This is a genomic window from Streptomyces sp. NPDC001744 (genome assembly GCF_042892575.1).
Classification (GTDB): Bacteria; Actinomycetota; Actinomycetes; order Streptomycetales; family Streptomycetaceae; genus Streptomyces.
This window is the reverse complement of sequence record NZ_JBIAUG010000005.1, coordinates 23,575-45,105: the sequence shown is the minus strand read 5'-3', so window position 1 is coordinate 45,105 and position 21,531 is coordinate 23,575. Positions and strand designations below refer to the sequence as shown.

Genomic DNA, 21,531 nt, shown 5'->3' with positions numbered 1-21,531 from the left:
CGTGCAGCGCCTCTACGACTTCCTCCGCAGACACCCGACGGGCGTCGACGGCTTCTGGGCCCTCGTCCTCCTCGGGTTCTCCCTGCTGTGGGTGGGGTCGACCTACCCGGCGATCGACCACCCCGTGCTGTACGGGACCGTCGCCGCGCTCCTCTCCCTGGTCGTGGCCCTGCGCCGGCGGGCCCCCGAGAAGATGCTGCTGCTCACCGTCGCGATCGGCCTCGTCCAGCTCGCCCTCGGCCTGATCCCGTTCGTGGCGGACTTCGCCATGCTTGTGATCATCCACACGGTCGCGGCGCACGCCGGGCCGCGCTGGGCGTCCCGCCTCGCCCTCGCGGGCGGGCTGAGCGCGTCCCCCCTCTCCCAGCTGCGCTGGCCGTCCACGGAGTTCAGCTCGTGGATCGTCCGGATCTTCTTCACGGTCATCATGGCCGTCCCGTTCGTCCTCGCCTGGGTCCTCGGCGACTCGCTGCGCACCCGCCGCGCGTACTTCGCGCAGCTGGAGGAGCGGGCCTTCCGCCTGGAGCAGGAGCGCGAGGCCCAGGCGAAGGTCGCGGTCGCCGCCGAGCGGGCCAGGATCGCCCGCGAGCTGCACGACGTCGTCGCGCACAACGTGTCGGTGATGGTGGTCCAGGCCGACGGCGCCGCCTACGTCATGGACACCTCCCCGGAGACCGCGAAGCAGGCCCTGGAGACCATCTCCGGCACGGGCCGGCAGGCGCTCGCCGAGATGCGCAGGCTCCTCGGCATCCTGCGCACCGGGGAGCACGAGGAGGCCGGGGAGTACGTGCCGCAGCCCGACGTGCGGCAGATCGAGGACCTGGTCGAGCAGGTCCGCGGCGCCGGCCTCACCGTCGACTTCGCGATCGAGGGGAGCCCGCGCCCGCTGCCCAGCGGCGTCGAGCTCACCGCGTACCGGATCGTGCAGGAAGCCCTCACCAACACCCGCAAGCACGGCGGCCCCGACGCGGGCGCCAGCGTCCGGCTGGTCTACTTCGACGACGGCCTCGGCCTGCTCGTCGAGGACGACGGCCGGGGAGCGCCCCAGGGGATGTACGAGGACGGGGGCGCCGACGGACGGGGCCACGGCCTGATCGGCATGCGGGAGCGGATCGGCATGGTCGGCGGCACCCTGGACGCGGGACCGCGACCCGGCGGAGGCTTCCGGATCAGCGCCCTGCTCCCCCTCAAGCCCGCCCACTGACGACCCCCGAACCCCGAGGAACCGCCCCTATGCCCTCCATCCGCGTGATGCTCGTCGACGACCAGGCGCTGCTGCGCACCGGCTTCCGCATGGTGCTCGCCGCCCAGCCGGACATGGAGGTGGTGGCCGAGGCGGGCGACGGGGTCGAGGCCCTCGAAGTGCTGCGGTCCACGGCGGTCGACGTCGTCCTGATGGACGTGCGCATGCCGAAGCTGGACGGGGTGGAGGCGACGCGGCGGATCTGCGCCGCCCCCGGCGCCCCGAAAGTGCTGATCCTGACCACCTTCGACCTCGACGAGTACGCCTTCTCCGGCCTGAAGGCGGGGGCGAGCGGCTTCCTGCTGAAGGACGTGCCGCCGGGGGAGCTGCTCGGCGCGATCCGCTCGGTGCACAGCGGGGACGCCGTGGTGGCGCCCTCGACCACCCGCCGGCTCCTGGACCGCTTCTCGCCCCTGCTGCCGTCGTCGGGCAAGGAGCCCGAGCACACCGGACTGGCGCGCCTGACGGACCGGGAGCGCGAGGTGATGATGCTGGTCGCGCAGGGCCTGTCGAACGGCGAGATCGCCGCCCGGCTCGTCCTCTCCGAGGCGACGGTGAAGACGCACGTGGGCCGCATCCTGACCAAGCTGGGCCTGCGCGACCGCGTCCAGGTCGTGGTCCTCGCGTACGAGTCGGGCCTGGTCAGGGCGGGCGGCGGGGGCGCGGCCTGACGTCCCCTCGGCGCCCGACGCGCGAGAGGAAGCCCGGCCCTCAGTGCTGCCAGGTCGCGGGCCACCTCTCAGCGCCCGACGCGCGAGAGGAAGTCCCGTACCGCCTCCCGCACCTCGGCCGCCGTCCACTCCAGGCCGGGGCCCGCCACCGTCAGCTCCGTCACGGCCACCCCCGGCGGACCGCCCGCGCCCGGGGCGGACCAGCGGCGGAAGAGGGCGGTGCCGGTGGCCTCGGTCTGGGCGAGGGCCGCCGCCGTCAGGTCGTCGGGGGCGTACGGGAGCCAGACCTGGAACTGGTGGGTGTGCGGGACCTCCGGGTGGACGCGGAACCAGCCCGTGCCCGCCTCCGCGAGCGCCTCCCGGACCGCGCCGGCCACCACGCGCGCGTGGGCCGCGTACGCGGGCAGCCGGGGCAGTTCGACGTCCAGGCCCCGCAGCGCGGAGAGCGCCGCCGGGTACTGCTGGAAGACCTGGCCGCCGTACCGGTGCCGCCAGACCCGGGCCTCCTCCATGACGTCCCCGGGCCCGGCGAGCGCGGCCCCCGACAGACCGCCGAGGGACTTGTAGAACGACACGTACACGCTGTCGGCGAGCCCCGCGATCTCCGCGAGCCCCCGGCCGAAGCGGGCCGTGCACTCCCACAGCCGGGCGCCGTCGAAGTGGACCACCGCGTCCCGTTCCCGGGCCGCCTCCACCACCTCGGTCAGCTCCTCCCAGGTGGGCAGCACGAAGCCGGCGTCCCGCAGCGGCAGCTCCAGCATCAGCGTCCCGAACGGCTCCGGGTGGTCCCGCACCTCCTCGGCCGTGGGCAGCCGGGGCGCGTCGGTGGGGTGGACGGTGCGCAGCCCGGAGACGGCCGCGAGCGCCCCGCCCTCGTGGACCTCCGGGTGGGCGAGCGGGTGGAGGGCGACGACCGGGCTGCCGGTGCGCCCGGCCCAGCAGCGCAGCGCCACCTGCTGGGCCATGGTGCCGGTCGGGAAGAAGACGGCGTCGGGGAGGCCCAGCTCCTCGGCGACCCGCCGCTCCACCGTCTCCACCAGGGCGTCCCCGTACGTGTCGGGGAGGGCCCCGCCGTGGCCGGACTCCTCCGCCCAGTCGGCCAGCTCGCGCAGCCGCTCCCCGACCGTGCCGTCCGCGGGGGAGCGCCACAGCGTGCGCCGGGCTCCGCCCCAGACCCTCGCCCGGCGCAGCCGGGCCGTCTGCTCGTCCACGGGTTCCACAGGTTCCACAGGTTCCGGTTCCACGGGGTCCGGGGCGTCCCCGGTCCGGCCGGTGTCCACAGTTCCCCCGGCCCCCTCGGCGTCCCCGGCCCCCTCGGCGTCCCCGGCCCCCGGGGCGTCCGCGGTCACGGCCTTCGCGGGCCCCGGGGCGTTCACGGGGTCACCGGCTTCCACAGGATTCATGAGCCGATCATCACACCGCCGTCCCCACCCTGTGGACGGCCACGGAGGGGCGCGTACCGCTGGCGTAGCATGACCAGAAATCGTCCGGTACCCGCCGAGGACTGGAACGGAAGGCCGTCCCCACCGTGAACGCACCAGCAGCGCCAGAGCCCCGGGCCGAGGACCGACCCGCCCGGCTCACCGTCGGAGTCGTCGGCGCCGGCCGGGTGGGCCCCGCCCTCGCCGCCGCCCTCCGGCTCGCGGGACACCGTCCCGTCGCCGTCTCCGCCGTCTCCGACGCCTCCCGGCGCCGTGCCGCCGTACTCCTGCCGGACGTCCCGGTCGTGGAGCCCGCCCGCGTCCTCGCCCTCGCCGACCTGGTCCTGCTGACCGTGCCGGACGACGCCCTGCCCGGCCTCGTCGAAGGGCTCGCGGACACCGGGGCCGTACGACCGGGGCAGCTGATCGCGCACACCTCGGGGCGGTACGGGACGCGGGTCCTCGACCCCGCCCTCCGGGCCGGCGCCCTGCCGCTCGCCCTGCACCCCGCCATGACCTTCACCGGCACCCCCGTGGACGTCCAGCGGCTCGCCGGGTGCTCCTTCGGCGTGACCGCGCCCGAGGAGCTGCGGCTCGCCGCCGAGGCCCTGGTGATCGAGATGGGCGGCGAGCCCGAGTGGATCGCCGAGGAGGCCCGCCCGCTCTACCACGCGGCCCTCGCCCTGGGCGCGAACCACCTGGTCACCCTGGTGGCCCAGTCGATGGAGCTGCTCCACAAGGCCGGGGTCACCGCTCCCGACCGGATGCTCGGTCCCCTCCTGGGCGCCGCCCTGGACAACGCCCTGCGGTCCGGCGACGCGGCCCTCACCGGGCCCGTCGCGCGCGGTGACGCCGGTACGGTCGCCGCCCACGTCGCCGAACTGCGCGCGCACGCCCCCGGCACCGTCGCCGGCTACCTGGCGATGGCCCGGGCGACCGCCGACCGGGCGCTGGCGCACGGCCTGCTCAAGCCCGAGCCGGCCGAAGCCCTGCTGGAGGTGCTCGCCGACGGCTCGGCGGGCGCGGCCGGCACCACCGGGTCCGCCGACGGGCCGCGAGGAGACGACCGATGAACCCGCCCGTCCGCGACCGCGCCGCCGACCGGCCCGACGACGACCGCGCCGCCGGCCGGCCCGTCCGCCACGCGCCGGCCGCGCTGGTCCCCACGGCCGGGGAGCTGCGCGCCGCCGCCGCCCGCCACGGCGTCCCCGGCCGCAACGCCGTGGTCATGACCATGGGCGCGCTCCACGAGGGCCACGCCACCCTGATCCGTGCCGCACGCGCGCGCGTGGGCAGCGAGGGCTTCGTCGTCGTCACCGTCTTCGTCAACCCGCTCCAGTTCGGCGCGGGCGAGGACCTCGACCGCTACCCGCGCACCCTCGACGCCGACCTGGAGCTGGCCTTCGGCGCGGGCGCGAGCGTCGTCTTCGCGCCCTCCGCGGAGGAGGTCTACCCGGGCGGCGAGCCCCAGGTCCGGATCACCGCCGGCCCCATGGGCGAACGCCTCGAAGGCGCCTCCCGGCCCGGCCACTTCGACGGCATGCTGACCGTCGTCGCCAAGCTCCTCCACCTCACCGGCCCCGACCTGGCCTTCTTCGGCCAGAAGGACGCCCAGCAGCTGGCCCTGATCCGGCGCATGGTCCGCGACCTGAACTTCCCGGTCGAGATCGTCGGCGTCGAGACCGTCCGCGAGGACGACGGCCTGGCCCTCTCCAGCCGCAACCGCTACCTGTCGGCCGGGGAGCGCCGTACGGCCCTCGCGCTGTCCCGCGCGCTGTTCGCCGGCCGGCAGCGGCTCGCCGCCCAGGAGGCGCTGCGCGCGCGGGCCACCGCCCTGCCCGGCGTACGGGACCGGGCCGAAGCGCTCTCCCGGCTCGGCGAGGCGCGGGCCGCCGCCGACGCCCACGCGGTCGCGCAGGCCGCCGAGGGCGGCGGCGCCGAAGCCGTGCGCGCCGCGGCCCGCGCCGTCCTGGACGAGGCGGCGGCGGCCGAACCGCCGCTCGTCCTCGACTACCTGGCCCTGGTCGACCCGGCCGACTTCACCGAGGTCGAGGACGACCACACCGGGGAGGCGGTCCTCGCCGTCGCCGCGCGCGTGGGAAGCACACGGCTCATCGACAACGTCCCCCTCATCCTCGGAGCCGCCACGTGACCGGAACCCGGCTGCACGCCCCCGAACCGGGCTGGGCCCTCGACGCCGACGTCGTCGTGGTCGGCTCCGGCGTCGCCGGTCTCACCGCCGCCCTGCGCTGCACCGCCGCCGGACTCCGCACGGTCGTGGTCACCAAGGCGTCCCTCGACGACGGCTCCACCCGCTGGGCCCAGGGCGGCATCGCCGCCGCGCTCGGCGAGGGCGACACCCCCGAGCAGCACCTGGACGACACCCTCGTGGCCGGTGCCGGACTCTGCGACGAGCGGGCCGTGCGGACCCTGGTCACGGAGGGCCCCGGCGCCGTCCGCCGGCTGATCGAGACCGGCGCCCACTTCGACACGACCTCCGGCGGCGAGCTCTCGCTGACCCGCGAGGGCGGCCACCACCGGCGCCGGATCGCCCACGCGGGCGGCGACGCGACCGGCGCCGAGATCTCCCGCGCGCTGGTCGGGGCGATACGCGACCGGGGCGTGCGCACCGTCGAGCACGCCCTCGTCCTGGACCTCCTCACGGACGACGGGGGCCGGACGGCCGGGGTGACCCTGCACGTCATGGGCGAGGGGCAGCACGACGGCGTCGGCGCCGTCCACGCCCCCGCGGTGGTCCTCGCCACCGGCGGCATGGGCCAGATCTTCTCCGCGACCACCAACCCGCCGGTCTCGACCGGCGACGGCGTCGCGCTCGCGCTGCGCGCCGGGGCCGAGGTCTCCGACCTGGAGTTCGTCCAGTTCCACCCGACCGTGCTCTTCCTGGGGACGGACGCCGAGGGGCAGCAGCCGCTGGTCTCCGAGGCGGTGCGGGGCGAGGGCGCCCACCTGGTCGACGCCGACGGGGTCCGCTTCATGCTGGGACAGCACGAGCTGGCCGAGCTGGCGCCCCGGGACGTCGTCGCCAAGGCGATCACCCGCCGGATGCGGGAGCGGGGCGCCGACCACATGTACCTCGACGCCCGCCACTTCGGGGCCGCGATGTGGGAGCGGCGCTTCCCGACGATCCTGGCGGCCTGCCGTGCCCACGGCATCGACCCGGTGACCGAGCCGGTCCCGGTGGCCCCCGCCGCCCACTACGCCTCCGGCGGCGTCCGCACGGACCTGTACGGCCGGACCACCGTCCCCGGCCTGTACGCGTGCGGGGAGGTCGCCTGCACGGGCGTCCACGGCGCCAACCGGCTCGCCTCGAACTCGCTCCTGGAGGGCCTGGTCTTCGCCGAGCGGATCGCGGAGGACATCGCCGCGAACGGCCCGCACCGCGAGGGGACGCCGGTCCCGGCCGCCCCGGCGCGGACGGTGCCGGTGCCCGACCCCGCGCTGCGCCCCGTACTCCAGCGGATCATGAGCGCGGACGCGGGCGTGCTGCGTTCCGGGGAGAGCCTGCGCAGGGCGGCCGGGGCCCTGGAGTCCCTGGGCGCGGACACCGCCGCGGGCCACCCTGGCAAGGGCGCCGAGCCCTGCACCGAGGCGTGGGAGGCGGCCAACCTCCTGGAGGTCTCCGGCGCCCTGGTGGCGGCGGCCCTCGTCCGCGAGGAGACCCGCGGCTGCCACTGGCGCGAGGACCGGCCCGCACGCGACGACGACGCGTGGCGGCGCCACCTGGTCGTGCGCCGCGCCCCCGGCGGCACGCTCGCCGTCCGCCCCACCGCCACCGCGGACCTTCCCCCCGTCACCGCCCGAACAGCCGAGGAGTCGCAGTCGTGAGCACGCCCGAGGAAGCCCGTCCCGAGCCCGTGGACGTCCCTCTCATCCAGATCAGCGCCTCCGGGCCGGCCGCCGGGGAGACCGGCGGCTGCGGCGACGGCTGCGGCTGCGGCGGCGGCGAGGAGTTCGAGTGCGGGCTCGACCCGGCGCTCGCCGCGCTGCTCGCGGAGGCCGGCCTCGACCCGGTCCAGGTCGAGGACGTCGCCCATCTGGCGATCGCCGAGGACCTGGACGGCGGGGTGGACGTGACGACCGTGGCGACCGTTCCCGAGGAGGCCGTCGCCACCGCCGACTTCACCGCCCGCGAGGCGGGTGTGGTGGCCGGCCTGCGGGTCGCGGAGGCGGTCCTGTCGATCGTCTGCACCGACGAGTTCGAGGTCGAGCGGCACGTCGAGGACGGCGAGCGCGTCGAGGCCGGGACCGTGCTCCTGAGCGTCACCGCCCGCACCCGCGACCTGCTCACCGGCGAGCGCAGCGCCCTCAACGTCCTGTGCCGCCTCTCCGGCATCGCCACCGCCACGCGCGCGTGGGCCGACGCCCTGGAGGGCACGCGGGCGAAGGTCCGCGACACCCGCAAGACGACGCCGGGCCTGCGCGCCCTGGAGAAGTACGCGGTCCGCTGCGGCGGCGGCGTCAACCACCGCATGTCGCTCTCCGACGCGGCCCTGGTGAAGGACAACCACGTGGTGGCGGCCGGCGGCGTGGCCGAGGCGTTCAAGGCCGTGCGCGAGCTGTTCCCCGAGGTGCCGATCGAGGTCGAGGTGGACACGATGCACCAGGTCCGCGAGGTCCTGGACGCCGGCGCCGACCTGATCCTGCTCGACAACTTCACCCCGGACGAGACCGCGGAGGCCGTCGCGCTCGTCGCGGGCCGCGCCGTCCTGGAGTCCTCGGGCCGCCTGACCCTGGAGAACGCGGCGGCGTACGCGGCGACGGGCGTCGACTACCTGGCGGTCGGCGGCCTCACCCACTCCTCCCCGATCCTCGACATCGGCCTCGACCTGCGCGAGGTGCGGGCCTGATGCTGCTCACCATCGACGTCGGCAACACGCACACGGTCCTCGGCCTCTTCGACGGGGACGAGATCGTCGAGCACTGGCGGATCTCCACGGACCCGCGCAGGACCGCCGACGAGATGGCGGTCCTGCTCCAGGGCCTCATGGGCATGCACCCGCTGCTCGGCGTCGAGCTGGGCGACGGCATCGAGGGCATCGCCATCTGCGCGACGGTCCCCTCGGTCCTGCACGAGCTGCGCGAGGTCACCCGCCGGTACTACGGCGACGTTCCGGCGGTCCTGGTGGAGCCGGGCGTCAAGACGGGCATCCCGATCATCACCGACAACCCGAAGGAGGTCGGCGCGGACCGCGTCGTCAACGCGGCCGCGGCGGTCGAGCTGTACGGCGGCCCGGCGATCGTCGTGGACTTCGGCACGGCGACGACGTACGACGCGGTCACCGCGCGCGGGGAGTACGCGGGCGGGGCGATCGCGCCGGGCATCGAGATCTCCGTGGAGGCGCTGGGCGTGCGCGGGGCGATGCTCCGCAAGATCGAGCTGGCCCGTCCGCGCAACGTGATCGGCAAGAACACGGTCGAGGCGATGCAGTCCGGCATCATCTACGGCTACGCGGGCCAGGTCGACGGCGTGGTGTCCCGGATGAAGCGGGAGCTCGTCGGCCCGGACGGCGACCCCTCCGACGTGACGGTGATCGCGACGGGCGGTCTGGCCCCGATGGTCCTCGGCGAGTCGCGGGAGATCGACGAGCACGAGCCCTGGCTGACCCTGATCGGCCTGCGCCTGGTGTACGAGCGGAACGCCTCGCGGATGTGAGGCGCGACCCCGTCGCGCCGGCCGCCCCCGGTGGCCCGCGCGCGGGGGCCGGGTGCGGGCCGGGGCCGGATACGTGACGGGCCCGGGTGCGCGACGGGCGGGCCGTGTGGGACGCCGCCGTCCGCGCCCCGGGCGTCCGGCCGACGGCGCGCCGAAACGAGCGCTAAGCGGAAATTGTCCGATTAGCGCGTATCGTCGGCCCATGCCCACGCCATACGGATCTCGCGGCGGCATGGCCTTCGGCGCGGACGAGCTGCGCGTGCTCCGCCGCGCCCTCGCCGCCGCCCTCGGCCCCGCCCCCCTCCAGGACCAGGACGTCCAGGACTGTCTGCGCCTGACCGCATCCCTGGACGAGGCGGTACGCGAGGCCGATCGGCTGCGCGCCTTCCTCCTCGCCGACCTGACCCGCTACCGCGAGGCGCTGCCCGGCTCCCTCGGCGGCTACCTGGGGCTCCTCCGGGAGGCCCTGGCCGCCGGGTACGACCCCGGCGCCGACGACCTCGCCGCCCTGCGCGCGCTGCGCGGCAACCCGGCCGCCGCCGCACTCCTGTCCCGCTGCCAGGGCCTCGCCGAGCGTTCCGTACGCGCGCGCCTGGCCCGGGTCACCCAGGCCACCGCCTCCGCCTCCCGCGCCCCCCGGACCCGGCTGCTCGCCCTCCCCGGCGGGCGCGCGGCGGGCGACGGGCCCCGCCCCGCGCCGCCCGCCCCGGAGGAGCGGCCGGTGCCCAAGCCCTCCGAGGTGTTCCCGCCGCGCCGGCGGCCCGTTCCGCCGCCCCCGCCCGAGGAGCGGGCCGCCGGATAGCTACCCTGGTCGTCATGGACTACGTATCCGCGCTCCTGCCCCCCGTCGTGATGGCCGCGTTCTTCATCGGCCTCGTCGTCACGATCGTCAAGAGCCAGGGCGGCCCGAACAAGGCCAAGGAGGACGCCGTCGTGGACGCCGCCCTCGCCCGCGCCGAGGCCGCCCGCCGGCCGGAGGGCTCCACCGCCTCCTGATCCCGGGGGTTCCGGAACACCGGGGACGCGCGGCCTTTCGAGGCCGTGCGTCCTTTTTGTTCGTCTCGGTGTCGTCAATCGACCCTTTTTGGCGTTTTGCGCATTAGGGTGGCGCTGTGCCCCGTCCCTTGGGAGAGCTCGAAGACGCCGTCATGACGCGCGTATGGCAATGGAACCGTCCGGTGACCGTCCGGGAAGTTCTGGAGGACCTCCAGCGGGAACGTTCCATCGCCTACACCACCGTCATGACCGTCATGGACAATCTCCACCAGAAGGGCTGGGTCCGCAGAGAGGTCGAAGGCCGCGCCTATCGCTATACGGCGGTCTCCACCCGGGCCGCCTACGCGGCCGCACTGATGAACGAGGCGTGGTCCCGGAGCGACAATCCGGCTGCCGCCCTCGTCGCCTTCTTCGGGATGATGTCGCAGGATCAGCGCGAGGCGCTCGACGACGCCATTCGGATCGTCCGGCGCGACACTCCGCAGTCCGCCCCGCCCGCGGAGGGCGACGACGGAACCGGGGCCCGGGAGCGATAACGTCCCCCCATGTCGCCGTCCGCCTCTCCGGCCCCCTCCGAAGCCGTCACCGTGCGCAGGGCCCGCACCACCGATGTCACCGCCGTCCGCCGGCTCGTCGATCCTTTCGTCCGGCGCGGCATCCTGCTCGACAAGGCGACCGTGACGCTTTACGAGTCCATCCAGGAGTTCTGGGTCGCGGAACGCGACGAGGACGGCGTCGTCGTCGGCTGCGGGGCGCTCCACGTGATGTGGGAAGACCTCGCCGAAGTGCGCACTCTCGCCGTCGATCCCGCGTTCAGGGGAGCCGGTGTGGGGCATCAGGTGCTCGACAAGTTGTTGCACACCGCCCGGTGGCTCGGGGTGCGGCGGGTATTCTGCCTGACCTTCGAAGTCGACTTCTTCGCGAAGCACGGCTTCGTCGAGATCGGTGAGACGCCGGTCGACGGGGATGTGTACAGCGAGCTTCTGCGTTCCTATGACGAGGGAGTCGCGGAGTTCCTCGGTCTCGAACGAGTGAAGCCGAACACCTTGGGCAACAGTCGGATGCTTCTGCACCTGTGACGGGGAACCGGCCCGAACGCCGCCCGAACCCTATGTCCGAAACGCGCACGTTTCCCGCGTCCCCGGGCTTCTGAACCCCTCCCGGGGGTTTGTGTTTTGCAGGGAAAAGCGGTTTCCTTTCCGCGTACTGCATTTTCGATGAAAGGAAAGCCGGTGGCACAGAAGGTTCAGGTCCTTCTTGTCGACGACCTCGACGGCGTCGAGGCGGACGAGACCGTGACGTTCGCGCTGGACGGCAAGAGCTACGAGATCGACCTCACCACCGCCAACGCGGAAAAGCTCCGTGGTCTTCTCGAGCCCTACACCAAGAGCGGCCGGCGCACCGGTGGCCGCGCCGCCGCCCCCCGGGGCAAGGGCCGGGTCGCCGCCGGCGGCAACGCCGACACCGCGAAGATCCGCGCGTGGGCCAAGGAGAACGGCTACGAGGTGAACGACCGCGGCCGCGTTCCGGCGAAGGTCAAGGCCGCCTACGAGGACGCGAACCGCTGAGGCGACAGCTGCTGAGCCGCCGGCCCCCGGGCCCGGGCACTCAGCAGCCGCACCCGGTGGCACTCGGCCGCGGCGGCGGCCACGAGCCGTGCCAGGCAGGGGACGCCCGCACCGTCCCGCGGCGCGGCCCGCAGGGCGGGGAGCGAGGCGGCGGCCCCGCGCCCCGGCACGGGCGGCCGCAGCCACACGGCGGCGCCCGGCGCGCCGGAGCCGCCCCGCCCCGGCGGGAGGGGCGCGGTCATCCGGCCACCGGCGCCGAGGGCGGTGAGGTCCAGCGCGATCCCGCCCCACTCCAGCCAGTCGAGCAGCCCCGGCAGCTCCTCCGCGCCCCCCTCGGCCACGAGCAGCGCCATCCGGTGCCCCGCCAGGGCCACCGGCCCGGTCGCCCCGCCCAGCCGCCGCAGGACGCCGCGGCCGGCGTCGGCGGGCAGCTCCAGGACGTCGAAGCACACCCCCGTGACCAGTTCCAGCGGCGGGCCCGCCACCGTCGTCCAGCCGAGTGCGTCCTCGTACCACCGCGCCGGGCCGGCGTCGGGCGGCACACGGGGGGACGGGACGGCGAGGACCATGCCCGGGGAACTCCTCCGGGCGCGTCTTGGTTACGCATCCGAAGACGACGGTGCCGCCGCTCCGTGACGCACCGTCCGCCTCCGGGCGCGTGCCGTGTCCGGGATGAGGCGTACGTGTGCATTCGAGCGCGCAAGGATGTTCGCTGGTAGCGGAGGGAACCGGGGTTCCCCGCATGGAGTGTCCGTACTTACGGGTAAGACATTCCTAGTGGAGAGGGGTGGCCCCGCGGACCCGGGCGTCTCGCGTTCGCCATCGGCGTACTGAAGGCGCGGCTTACTACTTGGCCTGCGGGAACATCGTCTCGCACCATCGGGTTGGAGCATTTGTCGGCTGTTCGGCAGCAGGTCTCCCCGCGAAGAGGGGGGTGATCCGGACGGATGTCGGCAGTTGGAATGAGCGGTCCCCGCTCGCGGGACTAAGCTGCGGAAGGACAGGGAGGGGATCGACCCCTAACTGACTGACCGCTCTGAGGAGCGATTAACGATGTTCGAGAGGTTCACCGACCGCGCGCGGCGGGTTGTCGTCCTGGCTCAGGAAGAAGCCCGGATGCTCAACCACAACTACATCGGCACCGAGCACATCCTTCTGGGCCTTATCCACGAGGGTGAGGGTGTCGCCGCTAAGGCCCTGGAGAGCCTCGGGATTTCGCTCGAGGCGGTCCGCCAGCAGGTGGAGGAGATCATCGGGCAGGGCCAGCAGGCCCCGTCCGGGCACATCCCCTTCACCCCTCGTGCCAAGAAGGTCCTGGAGCTGTCGCTCCGCGAGGCCCTCCAGCTCGGCCACAACTACATCGGCACCGAGCACATCCTGCTCGGCCTGATCCGCGAGGGCGAGGGCGTCGCCGCCCAGGTCCTCGTGAAGCTGGGCGCCGACCTCAACCGGGTCCGGCAGCAGGTCATCCAGCTGCTCTCCGGCTACCAGAGCGGCAAGGAAGCCGCCACGGCCGGCGGCCCCGCCGAGGGCACGCCCTCGACGTCCCTGGTCCTCGACCAGTTCGGCCGCAACCTCACCCAGGCGGCCCGCGAATCCAAGCTCGACCCGGTCATCGGGCGCGAGAAGGAGATCGAGCGGGTCATGCAGGTGCTGTCCCGCCGTACCAAGAACAACCCGGTCCTCATTGGCGAGCCCGGCGTCGGCAAGACCGCCGTCGTCGAGGGCCTGGCCCAGGCCATCGTCAAGGGCGAGGTGCCCGAGACCCTCAAGGACAAGCACCTCTACACCCTGGACCTCGGCGCCCTGGTCGCCGGCTCCCGCTACCGCGGTGACTTCGAGGAGCGCCTGAAGAAGGTCCTCAAGGAGATCCGCACCCGCGGCGACATCATCCTGTTCATCGACGAGCTCCACACCCTCGTGGGTGCGGGCGCCGCCGAGGGCGCGATCGACGCCGCCAGCATCCTCAAGCCGATGCTGGCCCGCGGTGAGCTCCAGACCATCGGTGCCACCACGCTCGACGAGTACCGGAAGTACCTGGAGAAGGACGCGGCCCTCGAGCGCCGCTTCCAGCCCATCCAGGTCGCCGAGCCGTCGCTGCCGCACACCATCGAGATCCTCAAGGGCCTGCGCGACCGGTACGAGGCCCACCACCGGGTCTCCATCACCGACGAGGCCCTCGTCCAGGCCGCGACCCTGGCCGACCGGTACATCTCGGACCGCTTCCTGCCGGACAAGGCGATCGACCTGATCGACGAGGCCGGTTCCCGGATGCGCATCCGCCGGATGACCGCGCCGCCGGACCTCCGCGAGTTCGACGAGAAGATCGCCGACGTCCGCCGGGACAAGGAGTCCGCGATCGACTCGCAGGACTTCGAGAAGGCCGCCTCCCTGCGCGACAAGGAGAAGCAGCTCCTCGCCGCGAAGACCAAGCGGGAGAAGGAGTGGAAGGCCGGCGACATGGACGTCGTCGCCGAGGTCGACGGCGAGCTGATCGCCGAGGTCCTCGCGACCGCCACCGGCATCCCGGTCTTCAAGCTGACCGAGGAGGAGTCCTCGCGCCTGCTCCGCATGGAGGACGAGCTGCACAAGCGCGTCATCGGCCAGAAGGACGCCGTCATCGGTCTCTCGCGGGCCATCCGCCGTACGCGGGCCGGCCTGAAGGACCCGAAGCGCCCCGGTGGCTCGTTCATCTTCGCCGGTCCGTCCGGTGTCGGTAAGACCGAGCTGTCGAAGGCCCTCGCCGAATTCCTCTTCGGCGACGAGGACGCGATGATCTCCCTCGACATGTCGGAGTTCAGCGAGAAGCACACGGTTTCCCGTCTCTTCGGTTCGCCGCCCGGATACGTCGGCTACGAAGAGGGCGGCCAGCTCACCGAGAAGGTGCGCCGCAAGCCGTTCTCCGTCGTCCTCTTCGACGAGGTCGAGAAGGCCCACCCCGATATCTTCAATTCCCTTCTCCAGATCCTGGAGGACGGTCGTCTGACCGACTCCCAGGGCCGGGTCGTGGACTTCAAGAACACGGTCATCATCATGACGACCAACCTCGGGACCAGGGACATCTCGAAGGGCTTCAACCTGGGCTTCGCGGCCCAGGGCGACACGAAGTCCAACTACGAGCGGATGAAGGCGAAGGTCAGCGACGAGCTGAAGCAGCACTTCCGTCCGGAGTTCCTCAACCGCGTGGACGACATCATCGTCTTCCCGCAGCTGACGCAGGACGACATCCTCCAGATCGTCGACCTGATGATCGGCCGCGTGGACGAGCGCCTCAAGGACCGGGACATGGGCATCGAGCTCTCCCAGTCCGCGAAGGAGCTGCTCGCCAAGAAGGGCTACGACCCGGTCATGGGCGCCCGGCCGCTGCGCCGGACGATCCAGCGCGAGATCGAGGACACGCTCTCGGAGAAGATCCTCTTCGGCGAGCTGCGCCCCGGTCACATCGTGGTCGTGGACACGGAGGGCGAGGGCGAGGAGCGCAAGTTCACCTTCCGCGGCGAGGAGAAGTCGGCGCTGCCGGACGCTCCTCCGGTGGAGGCGGCGGGCGGCTCGGGCCCGAACCTCTCGAAGGACGCGTGACGCCGCGCCGAACGCGTAGCGTGACGAGGGGCGGCCCCGGAACCATTCGGTTCCGGGGCCGCCCCTCGTTCATCGTCCCGGGAGGGCCCAGCTGCTCCGGGCGCGGTGGACGTTGACGGTGCGCAGCTCCCCGAAGGGCTCCAGCACGGAGCGGTCGTACGAGGGGGGCAGATCGTCGCCGAAGAGGTGGAGGGCCCGGAGCCCGGGGAAGGCACGGGCGAGCGCCTCGAAGGGCGGCCGGCCGGACGCGACCCGTATGTTCACGTCCGTCACACCCGGCAGACCGAGGTCGGCGACGTGTTCGAGCACCGCCGCCCTGCTCTGGCAGAGATCGAGGTGCCGGACGTGGGGGAGCAGCGGGCGCAGCAGCTCCAGGCCGCGTTTCGTGACGTTGTAGCGGATGTCCAGGCGTTCGGGGCGGAGACCGAGGGCGGCCAGGGCGCCGGCCTGCTCGTCGTTCGTCACGGTGTAGAACAGCCGGTCCGGGTCCAGCCGCGAGACGACCTCCTCCGCATACCGCTCCGTGTCGAACCGGGACCACGCCCAGACGAGCTGCGAGCGGACGTCCAGTGACCGGTGCCGTGCGAAGCGGGCGAGGTAGGGGAGCGACGCGTCGGTCGTGACGCGGGTCGCGGTGATCACCGAGGTGCGCGCCTCGTCGTCGGTCAGTTCCTCCGGCGAGCCCAGCAGCTCCAGTACCAGGGGACCGACCTCTGCCAGCTGCCGCGCCTCCTCGGGCGTGCGGGGCGGGACCACCTCGGCCGTCCGCCGCAGCACCTCCCGGCGGACCTCCGGGGGCACCTCCGTCGCGTGGTCCAGGGCCGTCGCCGCCAGCAGGGTGAGGCGCAGCCGGATCTGGCGGTCCTCGGCCGCGTCCGCCGCTCCCAGCAGTTCCCGCAGGATCTCCGCGCACTCGCGCGGCCGGGCGTGGCCCACCGCCATGCGGATGACGTCCTCCCACTGGTCGTCGGCCGCGTGGCGGACCAGGACGCCGATGTCCCAGTGGTCCACGAGGGCCTTCGCGGCCAGGTGGTCCTGGAAGGTGCGGTGCACGAACTCGACCGTGTCCGCCGTCGGTTCGCGCAGGAGGCCGCTGCGGTGCAGGAGGTGGGTGAAGACCTCGTCCGGGGAGTACGCGGAGGCGTCCGGTACGGCCGGTACGGCCTCGGCGACGACCGCCCCGGCGCGGGCGCGGTCCATCTGCGTGCGCCCGTTCAGCGTCAGCCAGTACGCCAGGCGCTGGACCAGCTGGATCTGCGGGGCCTCGTCCAGGGTGACCCCGGTCGGGGCGCCCATGTCCCGCTCGCGGTCGCGCCGGGACAGGAGCATGGAGAGGGCCGCCTCGTAGAGCGCCTTGCGGCCCCGGGGCAGGAAACCGCGCCGGTCGCGGTGGAGGGCGCAGATCAGGCCGCACATCAGGGGGTTGGTGGCGAGCCGGGCCACGGGCCCGTCGGTGCGCAGGGAGTCCAGGAGCGGCTGCTCGTACCCGGCCGCGTCCGGTCCGGCGGCCTCGTGCCAGCGGCGTACGAAGGTGGTGACCTCCGCGCGGCCCATGGGCGCGAGGGTCAGTTCGGCGAAGCCGTCCGGGGCCAGCCAGTCGTCCCGCACGGCGGTGGGGCGGGAGGTGACGAGCCAGCGGTTGCCCTCGTACGCGCCGAGGAGGTCGCGCAGCCAGTCCCGGGCGCGGGCCCGCTCGGCCTCGGGGATCTCGTCGATGCCGTCGACCAGGACCAGGCCCCGGCCGGCGGCCAGGACCCGGTCGGCCCAGCCGTCGGGCGGGGCGAGCGGGCAGCCGGCGGCGGAGAGGAAGCGGTCGGGGGAGGGGAGCCGTTCGCCGTGGCGGGTGAGGGCGCGCAGGGGCAGGACGAAGGGGACGCGGCCCCGCAGGTGGGCCATGCCCTCCGGGGCCGCGTCCCCGGCCGCCGCCGAGACCGTCAGCCACTGGACGAGCGTGGTCTTGCCGGAGCCCGCGAGGCCCCGCAGCAGGACCTTCTCGTGGCGGGCGAGGGCGAGGTCGGCGCGGCCGGAGGCGTGCTCCCGCTGCCGGCCGGACGTCTCGTGCGCGTCCTCCCCGCCCGTCGCCTCCAGGGACAGGTAGGCCGCGTCCAGCGGCCACTCGTGCGGTGAGTGGCGCAGGTCGACGCCGTGGATGGTCAGGCGGCCGTGCTTCTTGGCGAGGTGGGAGAGGTAGCGCCGCTCGAACTCCGCGTCCCGCGCCTCCGCCGGTGGCGTCCGGCGGATCACCTCGTCCACCTTCGCGAGGACGTCCGCCTGGGCGCGGGTCTGCTCGACGAGGCTGCGGGCGACGAAGGCGGAGCGCCGGGTGAAGAACTCCAGGATGTGGAGGCAGGACCACTCGGTCACCGTCTCCAGGTAGAGGACGGAGTCGGTGGAGAGGCCGTCGGGGGCCGGGGCGGCGGCCCGCAGCCGGCGGGCGAGGTCGCGGTGGCCGAGACGGACGGCCTGGACGTCGTCCATGTCGAGGTCGCCGAGGGCCAGCAGGTTCGCGGCGAGGGCGTCGGTGACGGCCTCGCTCTCGTCGGCCGGGAACGGCGGCTCCCCGGGGCCCTGCCGGGAGCGTTCGACCAGGGTGGCGGCGAGCCTGCGGACGTCCTTCTCGGTGAGCGTGCGCTTCTCGCCGCGGAAGGAGACGAGTCCGGAGAGCCGGACCTCCGCGTCCTTGCGGACGAGCCCCGCCCCCGGGCCCTCGCTGACCAGAAGCTTCTTCAGGAGCGGCCCGATCGCGGCGGAGGCGAGGCGGGTGCCGATGAGTGCCGGTTCCATGTGTGACCCCCTGTGGTTCCCCGGAGCGGTCAGCGTAACGGGCGGGGGTTCTCCGGGGGCCCGGACGTGTGACCCGGGTCCCTTCCGGACGCCTTTCCCCACCCTTCGAATCCCTTTTCGTGGCCCCGGTCACGTGACCCGGATCGCACGCGGAATGCCTTTTCGCGTGACCCGGATCTCATCCGGAACGGCCCTCTGGTGACAAGGCGCACAGGGGTTTTGGCCGGTACTAACCAGAATAGTGGGGGTGATCGGGGTGAAATCACGTGATTCGGGCACGGCGTCCGGGCCCGGAGGGGCCCGGGTGTGCCGGACCGGGCGGACGGCGGGGACTTCGGCGGTTCGGGCCCCCGCGACGTGCGGCTAAACCGCCTCCGCGAGGGGTTTGCGCCCGCCTTCGAGTCCTTTCCTTCCGGTAGTCAAGAGGTCAACTTTCCCGGGGCCCACTACGAGGACATGTCGTAGATGGGGTGTTTTGGCCGGAGCGGGAGGCCGGGTTACCAAAGATGAGCAAGCCCGACATCACGCCGAAAGCGCGTCGGGCCCCGCACCCCCGGCGAACACGTCGGGTCCCGTACACCCCGGAGGATCACCCCCGTATGTCGAAGCGCGTCATGAACCCCGCCGCCCGTGCCACCGCCGTCGCTCTCGCCGCCGCCGGCCTCGGAGCGTCGCTGGTGGCCGGAGCAGGGTCCGCCTTCGCCGCCGAGGGCAAGGCGGTCGCCCCGGTCGCGGCGACCGCGTCCGCCGCCGTCGCCGCCCAGGCGGAGACGCAGGCCCACCTCGCCGCCCAGGTGAAGGCCGCCGCCGCGAAGGCGAAGGTCACGGTCGTCAAGGCGACCGCCACCAAGAAGGCCGTCACGGCCAAGAAGGCTCCGGCCTGGGTCAAGCCGGTCAGCTCCTACACCCTCAGCGCCAGCTTCAACCAGGGCGGCGCCATGTGGGCCCACAAGCACTCCGGCCAGGACTTCGCCGTCCCGGTCGGCACCCCGGTCAAGGCCGCCGCGGCCGGCACCGTCGTGAAGGCCGGTCCGTACGGCGGCGGCGACGGCCCCGCGTACGGCAACGCCATCGTCGTCAAGCACGCCAACGGCCGTTACTCGCAGTACGCCCACCTGTCGAAGATCCAGGTCAAGATCGGCCAGAAGGTCGGCGTCGGTCAGCGCATCGCCCTCTCGGGCAACACCGGCAACTCCTCCGGCCCCCACCTGCACTTCGAGATCCGCACCACCCCGAACTACGGCTCCGCCCTGAACCCGGCCGCCTTCCTGCGGGCCCACGGCGTGGGCATCTGACCCACCCGGGGACTCACGGGGCCCGGTGGGCCTCGTCGACGAGATCGAGGGCGACCTCGAGGACGGCTTCGCGCTTCTCCTCGGGGTCGCCCTCGATGTTCTGCGCGAAGAACGTTCCCGCGTGCAGCGTGAAGACCGCGCTGACGCAGCGGACCTTCTCCTTGACGGAGAAGTCGTCGTCGTACAGCAGCCCGGTCAGCGCCAGCATGCGCTCCTTGAAGGTGAGCCCGATGCTCAGCTCGCGCACGGCCGCCTGGTTCTCCTGCATGAAGCGGTAGAGGGGCGCCGCCGCGAGCAGCGCCACCTGGTAGCGGCGCACGATCTCCCGCCTGGTCTCCAGGGTGCGCGGCCGGTCCCCCGCCCACGCGATCAGCTCGTCCATCGGCCTGGTCAGGTCCTGGAAGATCCCGACGAGGATGTCCTCCTTCGTCTTGAAGTGGTAGTAGAGCGCCGCCTTGGTGACGTCGAGGCGTTCCGCGATCTCGCGCAGGGAGGTCTTCTCGTAGCCCTGCTCCGCGAAGAGTTCGAGGGCCACGTCCTGGATGCGCTGACGGGTGTTGCCGCGGGCCATGGGGGTGCCCTCCACTTTCCAAAGAACTTACTTGACGGCCGACAAGTTAGGGGCCTACCGTCCCCAGTCTAGTAACCAGCCGGGCGGCAAGTAAGGGAACGACATGGCGACGCGACGGACCGTGGGAACGAACGAGGGAGAGGCACCACCGGCGCGCAGCGTCCGGGTCGTCCTGCTCGCCCTCATGATCGCGATGCTTCTCGCGATGCTGGACAACATGATCATCGGCACCGCGATGCCGACGATCGTCGGCGAACTCGGCGGCCTGGAGCACCTCTCCTGGGTCGTCACGGCCTACACCCTGGCCACCGCCGCCTCCACCCCCCTCTGGGGCAAGGTCGGCGACATGTTCGGCCGCAAGGGCGTCTTCCTCACCTCGATCGTGATCTTCCTGATCGGTTCGGCGCTCAGCGGCATGGCCCAGGACATGGGCCAGCTCATCGGCTTCCGCGCGATCCAGGGCCTCGGTGCCGGCGGCCTCATGGTCGGCGTGATGGCGATCATCGGCGACCTCATACCGCCCCGCGAGCGCGGCAAGTACCAGGGCATGATGGCCGGCGTGATGGCCCTCGCCATGATCGGCGGCCCCCTCGTCGGCGGCACCATCACCGACCACTGGGGCTGGCGCTGGTCCTTCTACATCAACCTGCCGCTCGGCGCGGTCGCCCTCGCGATGGTCACCACCGTCCTGCACCTGCCGAAGAAGCCGAGGAACACGGACGCCCGGATCGACTTCCCCGGCGCCGCGCTGCTGACCGCCGGCATCACCGCGATCGTCCTGGTCACCACCTGGGGCGGTACGGAGTACGCCTGGGGCTCGGTCACCATCGTCGGCCTCGCGGCCGGGGGCGTCGCCGCGCTCCTCGCCTTCCTGTGGGTGGAGACCCGGGCGAGCGACCCGATCGTGCCGCTGCACATCTTCCGCAGCCGCAACTTCACCCTGATGTCCCTGATCGGCTTCATCACCGGCTTCGTGATGTTCGGCGCGGTCCTCTACCTGCCGCTCTTCCAGCAGTCCGTCCAGGGCGCCTCCGCGACCAACTCCGGACTGCTGCTCCTGCCGATGCTGCTCTCGATGATGGTCGTCTCGCTGGTCGCCGGCCGGATCACCACCAGCACCGGCAAGTACAAGGTCTTCCCCATCGCGGGCGGGGTCCTCATGACGGCCGGCCTCTTCCTGCTCTCCACGATGGACACCGGCACCTCGCGGCTGGTCTCCGGCGTCTGGATGGCCGTCCTCGGCGCCGGCATGGGCTTCCTCATGCAGATCACCATGCTGGTCGCCCAGAACAGCGTGGAGATGAAGGACATGGGCGTCGCCTCGTCCTCCACCACCCTCTTCCGGACGCTCGGCTCCTCCTTCGGCGTCGCCATCATGGGCGCGCTCTTCACCGCCCGCGTCCAGGACGAGATGACGGCCCGCGGCGGGTCCGGGCTCACGGAGCGGACCGCCCAGCTCGACGCGGCGAGCCTCGCCAAGCTGCCGGCGCAGCTCCGCGAGGCGTACCAGCACGCGGTGGCCTCCGGCACCCACGGGGCCTTCCTGCTCGCCTCGGCGGTCGCCGTCCTCGCCTTCCTCTTCGCCCTCTTCGTCAAGGAGGTGGCGCTCCGGGGCGCCGGACCGGTCGCGGAACCGGAGGCGGAGCCCTCCGGCGACGGCCCGGCGAAGACCACCGAGAAGGTCTGAGCGACCCGGGCGGGCCGGACCGGGCGGCCCCGGGCGGCCCGA

19 protein-coding genes are annotated in these 21,531 nt (G+C 73.1%); 15 read left to right on the top strand and 4 right to left on the bottom strand.

Features of this window, described 5'->3' with window-relative positions:
* Nucleotide 1 precedes the first annotated feature (1 nt).
* Together ACFYZY_RS08145 and ACFYZY_RS08140 are read left to right on the top strand one after the other, a co-directional pair.
* Nucleotides 2-1,204, top strand: a complete 1,203-nt coding sequence (locus tag ACFYZY_RS08145; RefSeq protein ID WP_388690734.1) for a sensor histidine kinase — start codon at nt 2-4, stop codon at nt 1,202-1,204.
* Between the two features lie 29 nt (nt 1,205-1,233).
* The gene (locus ACFYZY_RS08140; RefSeq protein ID WP_388690732.1) at nt 1,234-1,914 is read left to right on the top strand and encodes a response regulator; all 681 of its coding nucleotides are present in this window, start codon (nt 1,234-1,236) and stop codon (nt 1,912-1,914) included.
* Between the two features lie 68 nt (nt 1,915-1,982).
* On the opposite strand, the gene ACFYZY_RS08135 is transcribed toward ACFYZY_RS08140, so the two are convergent.
* Complete coding sequence (locus ACFYZY_RS08135) at nt 1,983-3,317, bottom strand: threonine aldolase family protein (protein WP_388690729.1); 1,335 nt, start codon at nt 3,315-3,317, stop codon at nt 1,983-1,985.
* A gap of 125 nt (nt 3,318-3,442) precedes the next feature.
* Between ACFYZY_RS08135 and ACFYZY_RS08130 the strand changes: the two genes are divergently transcribed.
* From ACFYZY_RS08130 to ACFYZY_RS08085, 10 genes are all read left to right on the top strand, one after another.
* Nucleotides 3,443-4,408 carry a Rossmann-like and DUF2520 domain-containing protein gene (locus tag ACFYZY_RS08130; RefSeq protein ID WP_388690726.1) on the top strand — a complete coding sequence of 322 codons (966 nt, stop codon included), beginning with the start codon at nt 3,443-3,445 and terminating at the stop codon, nt 4,406-4,408.
* The gene (gene panC, locus ACFYZY_RS08125) at nt 4,405-5,487 is read left to right on the top strand and encodes a pantoate--beta-alanine ligase (RefSeq protein ID WP_388690724.1); all 1,083 of its coding nucleotides are present in this window, start codon (nt 4,405-4,407) and stop codon (nt 5,485-5,487) included. The genes ACFYZY_RS08130 and panC overlap by 4 nt, the downstream gene beginning before the upstream one ends.
* On the top strand, nt 5,484-7,181 hold the full coding sequence (locus ACFYZY_RS08120; RefSeq protein ID WP_388690721.1) for an L-aspartate oxidase: 1,698 nt from the start codon (nt 5,484-5,486) through the stop codon (nt 7,179-7,181). Before panC ends, ACFYZY_RS08120 begins: the two co-directional genes overlap by 4 nt.
* Nucleotides 7,178-8,203 (top strand): carboxylating nicotinate-nucleotide diphosphorylase, encoded by a 1,026-nt coding sequence (nadC, locus tag ACFYZY_RS08115; protein ID WP_388690718.1) that lies wholly within the window; start codon nt 7,178-7,180, stop codon nt 8,201-8,203. The genes ACFYZY_RS08120 and nadC overlap by 4 nt, the downstream gene beginning before the upstream one ends.
* Nucleotides 8,203-9,009: a type III pantothenate kinase gene (locus ACFYZY_RS08110; protein WP_388690716.1), complete on the top strand. Its 807-nt coding sequence runs from the start codon at nt 8,203-8,205 to the stop codon at nt 9,007-9,009. The genes nadC and ACFYZY_RS08110 overlap by 1 nt, the downstream gene beginning before the upstream one ends.
* 232 nt (nt 9,010-9,241) lie before the next feature.
* Nucleotides 9,242-9,811, top strand: a complete 570-nt coding sequence (locus ACFYZY_RS08105) for a hypothetical protein (protein WP_388691326.1) — start codon at nt 9,242-9,244, stop codon at nt 9,809-9,811.
* Nucleotides 9,812-9,825: 14 nt separating this feature from the next.
* Nucleotides 9,826-10,005 (top strand): hypothetical protein, encoded by a 180-nt coding sequence (locus ACFYZY_RS08100; RefSeq protein ID WP_388690715.1) that lies wholly within the window; start codon nt 9,826-9,828, stop codon nt 10,003-10,005.
* Between the two features lie 116 nt (nt 10,006-10,121).
* Nucleotides 10,122-10,541: a BlaI/MecI/CopY family transcriptional regulator gene (locus tag ACFYZY_RS08095; RefSeq protein ID WP_388690712.1), complete on the top strand. Its 420-nt coding sequence runs from the start codon at nt 10,122-10,124 to the stop codon at nt 10,539-10,541.
* 9 nt (nt 10,542-10,550) lie between these two features.
* Complete coding sequence (locus tag ACFYZY_RS08090) at nt 10,551-11,084, top strand: amino-acid N-acetyltransferase (protein ID WP_388690709.1); 534 nt, start codon at nt 10,551-10,553, stop codon at nt 11,082-11,084.
* 153 nt (nt 11,085-11,237) lie between these two features.
* The gene (locus ACFYZY_RS08085; RefSeq protein ID WP_388690706.1) at nt 11,238-11,573 is read left to right on the top strand and encodes an Lsr2 family protein; all 336 of its coding nucleotides are present in this window, start codon (nt 11,238-11,240) and stop codon (nt 11,571-11,573) included.
* On the opposite strand, the gene ACFYZY_RS08080 is transcribed toward ACFYZY_RS08085, so the two are convergent.
* Nucleotides 11,552-12,142 carry an SCO3374 family protein gene (locus ACFYZY_RS08080; protein ID WP_388690704.1) on the bottom strand — a complete coding sequence of 197 codons (591 nt, stop codon included), beginning with the start codon at nt 12,140-12,142 and terminating at the stop codon, nt 11,552-11,554. The two genes, ACFYZY_RS08085 and ACFYZY_RS08080, sit on opposite strands and share 22 nt — an antisense overlap.
* Before the next feature lie 484 nt (nt 12,143-12,626).
* Between ACFYZY_RS08080 and ACFYZY_RS08075 the strand changes: the two genes are divergently transcribed.
* Entirely contained in the window at nt 12,627-15,152 is a 2,526-nt protein-coding gene (locus ACFYZY_RS08075) for an ATP-dependent Clp protease ATP-binding subunit (protein WP_388690702.1), read from the top strand.
* 69 nt (nt 15,153-15,221) lie between these two features.
* Here the strand turns inward: ACFYZY_RS08075 and ACFYZY_RS08070 are convergent, their stop codons facing one another.
* Nucleotides 15,222-17,936 carry an NACHT domain-containing protein gene (locus tag ACFYZY_RS08070; RefSeq protein WP_388690699.1) on the bottom strand — a complete coding sequence of 905 codons (2,715 nt, stop codon included), beginning with the start codon at nt 17,934-17,936 and terminating at the stop codon, nt 15,222-15,224.
* Between the two features lie 599 nt (nt 17,937-18,535).
* Between ACFYZY_RS08070 and ACFYZY_RS08065 the strand changes: the two genes are divergently transcribed.
* Nucleotides 18,536-19,231, top strand: coding sequence for a M23 family metallopeptidase (locus ACFYZY_RS08065; RefSeq protein ID WP_388690697.1), 696 nt, complete (start codon nt 18,536-18,538; stop codon nt 19,229-19,231).
* Between the two features lie 13 nt (nt 19,232-19,244).
* Here ACFYZY_RS08065 and ACFYZY_RS08060 read toward each other — a convergent pair whose 3' ends face one another.
* Entirely contained in the window at nt 19,245-19,802 is a 558-nt protein-coding gene (locus ACFYZY_RS08060; protein WP_388690694.1) for a TetR/AcrR family transcriptional regulator, read from the bottom strand.
* A 103-nt stretch (nt 19,803-19,905) separates the two neighbouring features.
* On the opposite strand from ACFYZY_RS08060, the gene ACFYZY_RS08055 reads away from it, so the two are divergent.
* The gene (locus ACFYZY_RS08055) at nt 19,906-21,489 is read left to right on the top strand and encodes an MDR family MFS transporter (protein ID WP_388690692.1); all 1,584 of its coding nucleotides are present in this window, start codon (nt 19,906-19,908) and stop codon (nt 21,487-21,489) included.
* The last annotated feature ends 42 nt before the right edge of the window (nt 21,490-21,531 follow it).

What these genes read in the sequence shown, in the direction of transcription:
- panC (WP_388690724.1), top strand. Translation starts at nt 4,405, where the DNA reads ATGAACCCGCCCGTCCGCGACCGCGCCGCCGACCGGCCCGACGACGAC.
- ACFYZY_RS08090 (WP_388690709.1), top strand. Translation starts at nt 10,551, where the DNA reads ATGTCGCCGTCCGCCTCTCCGGCCCCCTCCGAAGCCGTCACCGTGCGC.
- ACFYZY_RS08135 (WP_388690729.1), bottom strand. Translation starts at nt 3,317, where the DNA reads ATGAATCCTGTGGAAGCCGGTGACCCCGTGAACGCCCCGGGGCCCGCG.
- ACFYZY_RS08100 (WP_388690715.1), top strand. Translation starts at nt 9,826, where the DNA reads ATGGACTACGTATCCGCGCTCCTGCCCCCCGTCGTGATGGCCGCGTTC.
- ACFYZY_RS08055 (WP_388690692.1), top strand. Translation starts at nt 19,906, where the DNA reads ATGGCGACGCGACGGACCGTGGGAACGAACGAGGGAGAGGCACCACCG.
- ACFYZY_RS08080 (WP_388690704.1), bottom strand. Translation starts at nt 12,142, where the DNA reads ATGGTCCTCGCCGTCCCGTCCCCCCGTGTGCCGCCCGACGCCGGCCCG.
- ACFYZY_RS08065 (WP_388690697.1), top strand. Translation starts at nt 18,536, where the DNA reads ATGTCGAAGCGCGTCATGAACCCCGCCGCCCGTGCCACCGCCGTCGCT.
- ACFYZY_RS08110 (WP_388690716.1), top strand. Translation starts at nt 8,203, where the DNA reads ATGCTGCTCACCATCGACGTCGGCAACACGCACACGGTCCTCGGCCTC.
- ACFYZY_RS08070 (WP_388690699.1), bottom strand. Translation starts at nt 17,936, where the DNA reads ATGGAACCGGCACTCATCGGCACCCGCCTCGCCTCCGCCGCGATCGGG.
- ACFYZY_RS08060 (WP_388690694.1), bottom strand. Translation starts at nt 19,802, where the DNA reads ATGGCCCGCGGCAACACCCGTCAGCGCATCCAGGACGTGGCCCTCGAA.
- ACFYZY_RS08140 (WP_388690732.1), top strand. Translation starts at nt 1,234, where the DNA reads ATGCCCTCCATCCGCGTGATGCTCGTCGACGACCAGGCGCTGCTGCGC.
- ACFYZY_RS08105 (WP_388691326.1), top strand. Translation starts at nt 9,242, where the DNA reads ATGGCCTTCGGCGCGGACGAGCTGCGCGTGCTCCGCCGCGCCCTCGCC.
- ACFYZY_RS08075 (WP_388690702.1), top strand. Translation starts at nt 12,627, where the DNA reads ATGTTCGAGAGGTTCACCGACCGCGCGCGGCGGGTTGTCGTCCTGGCT.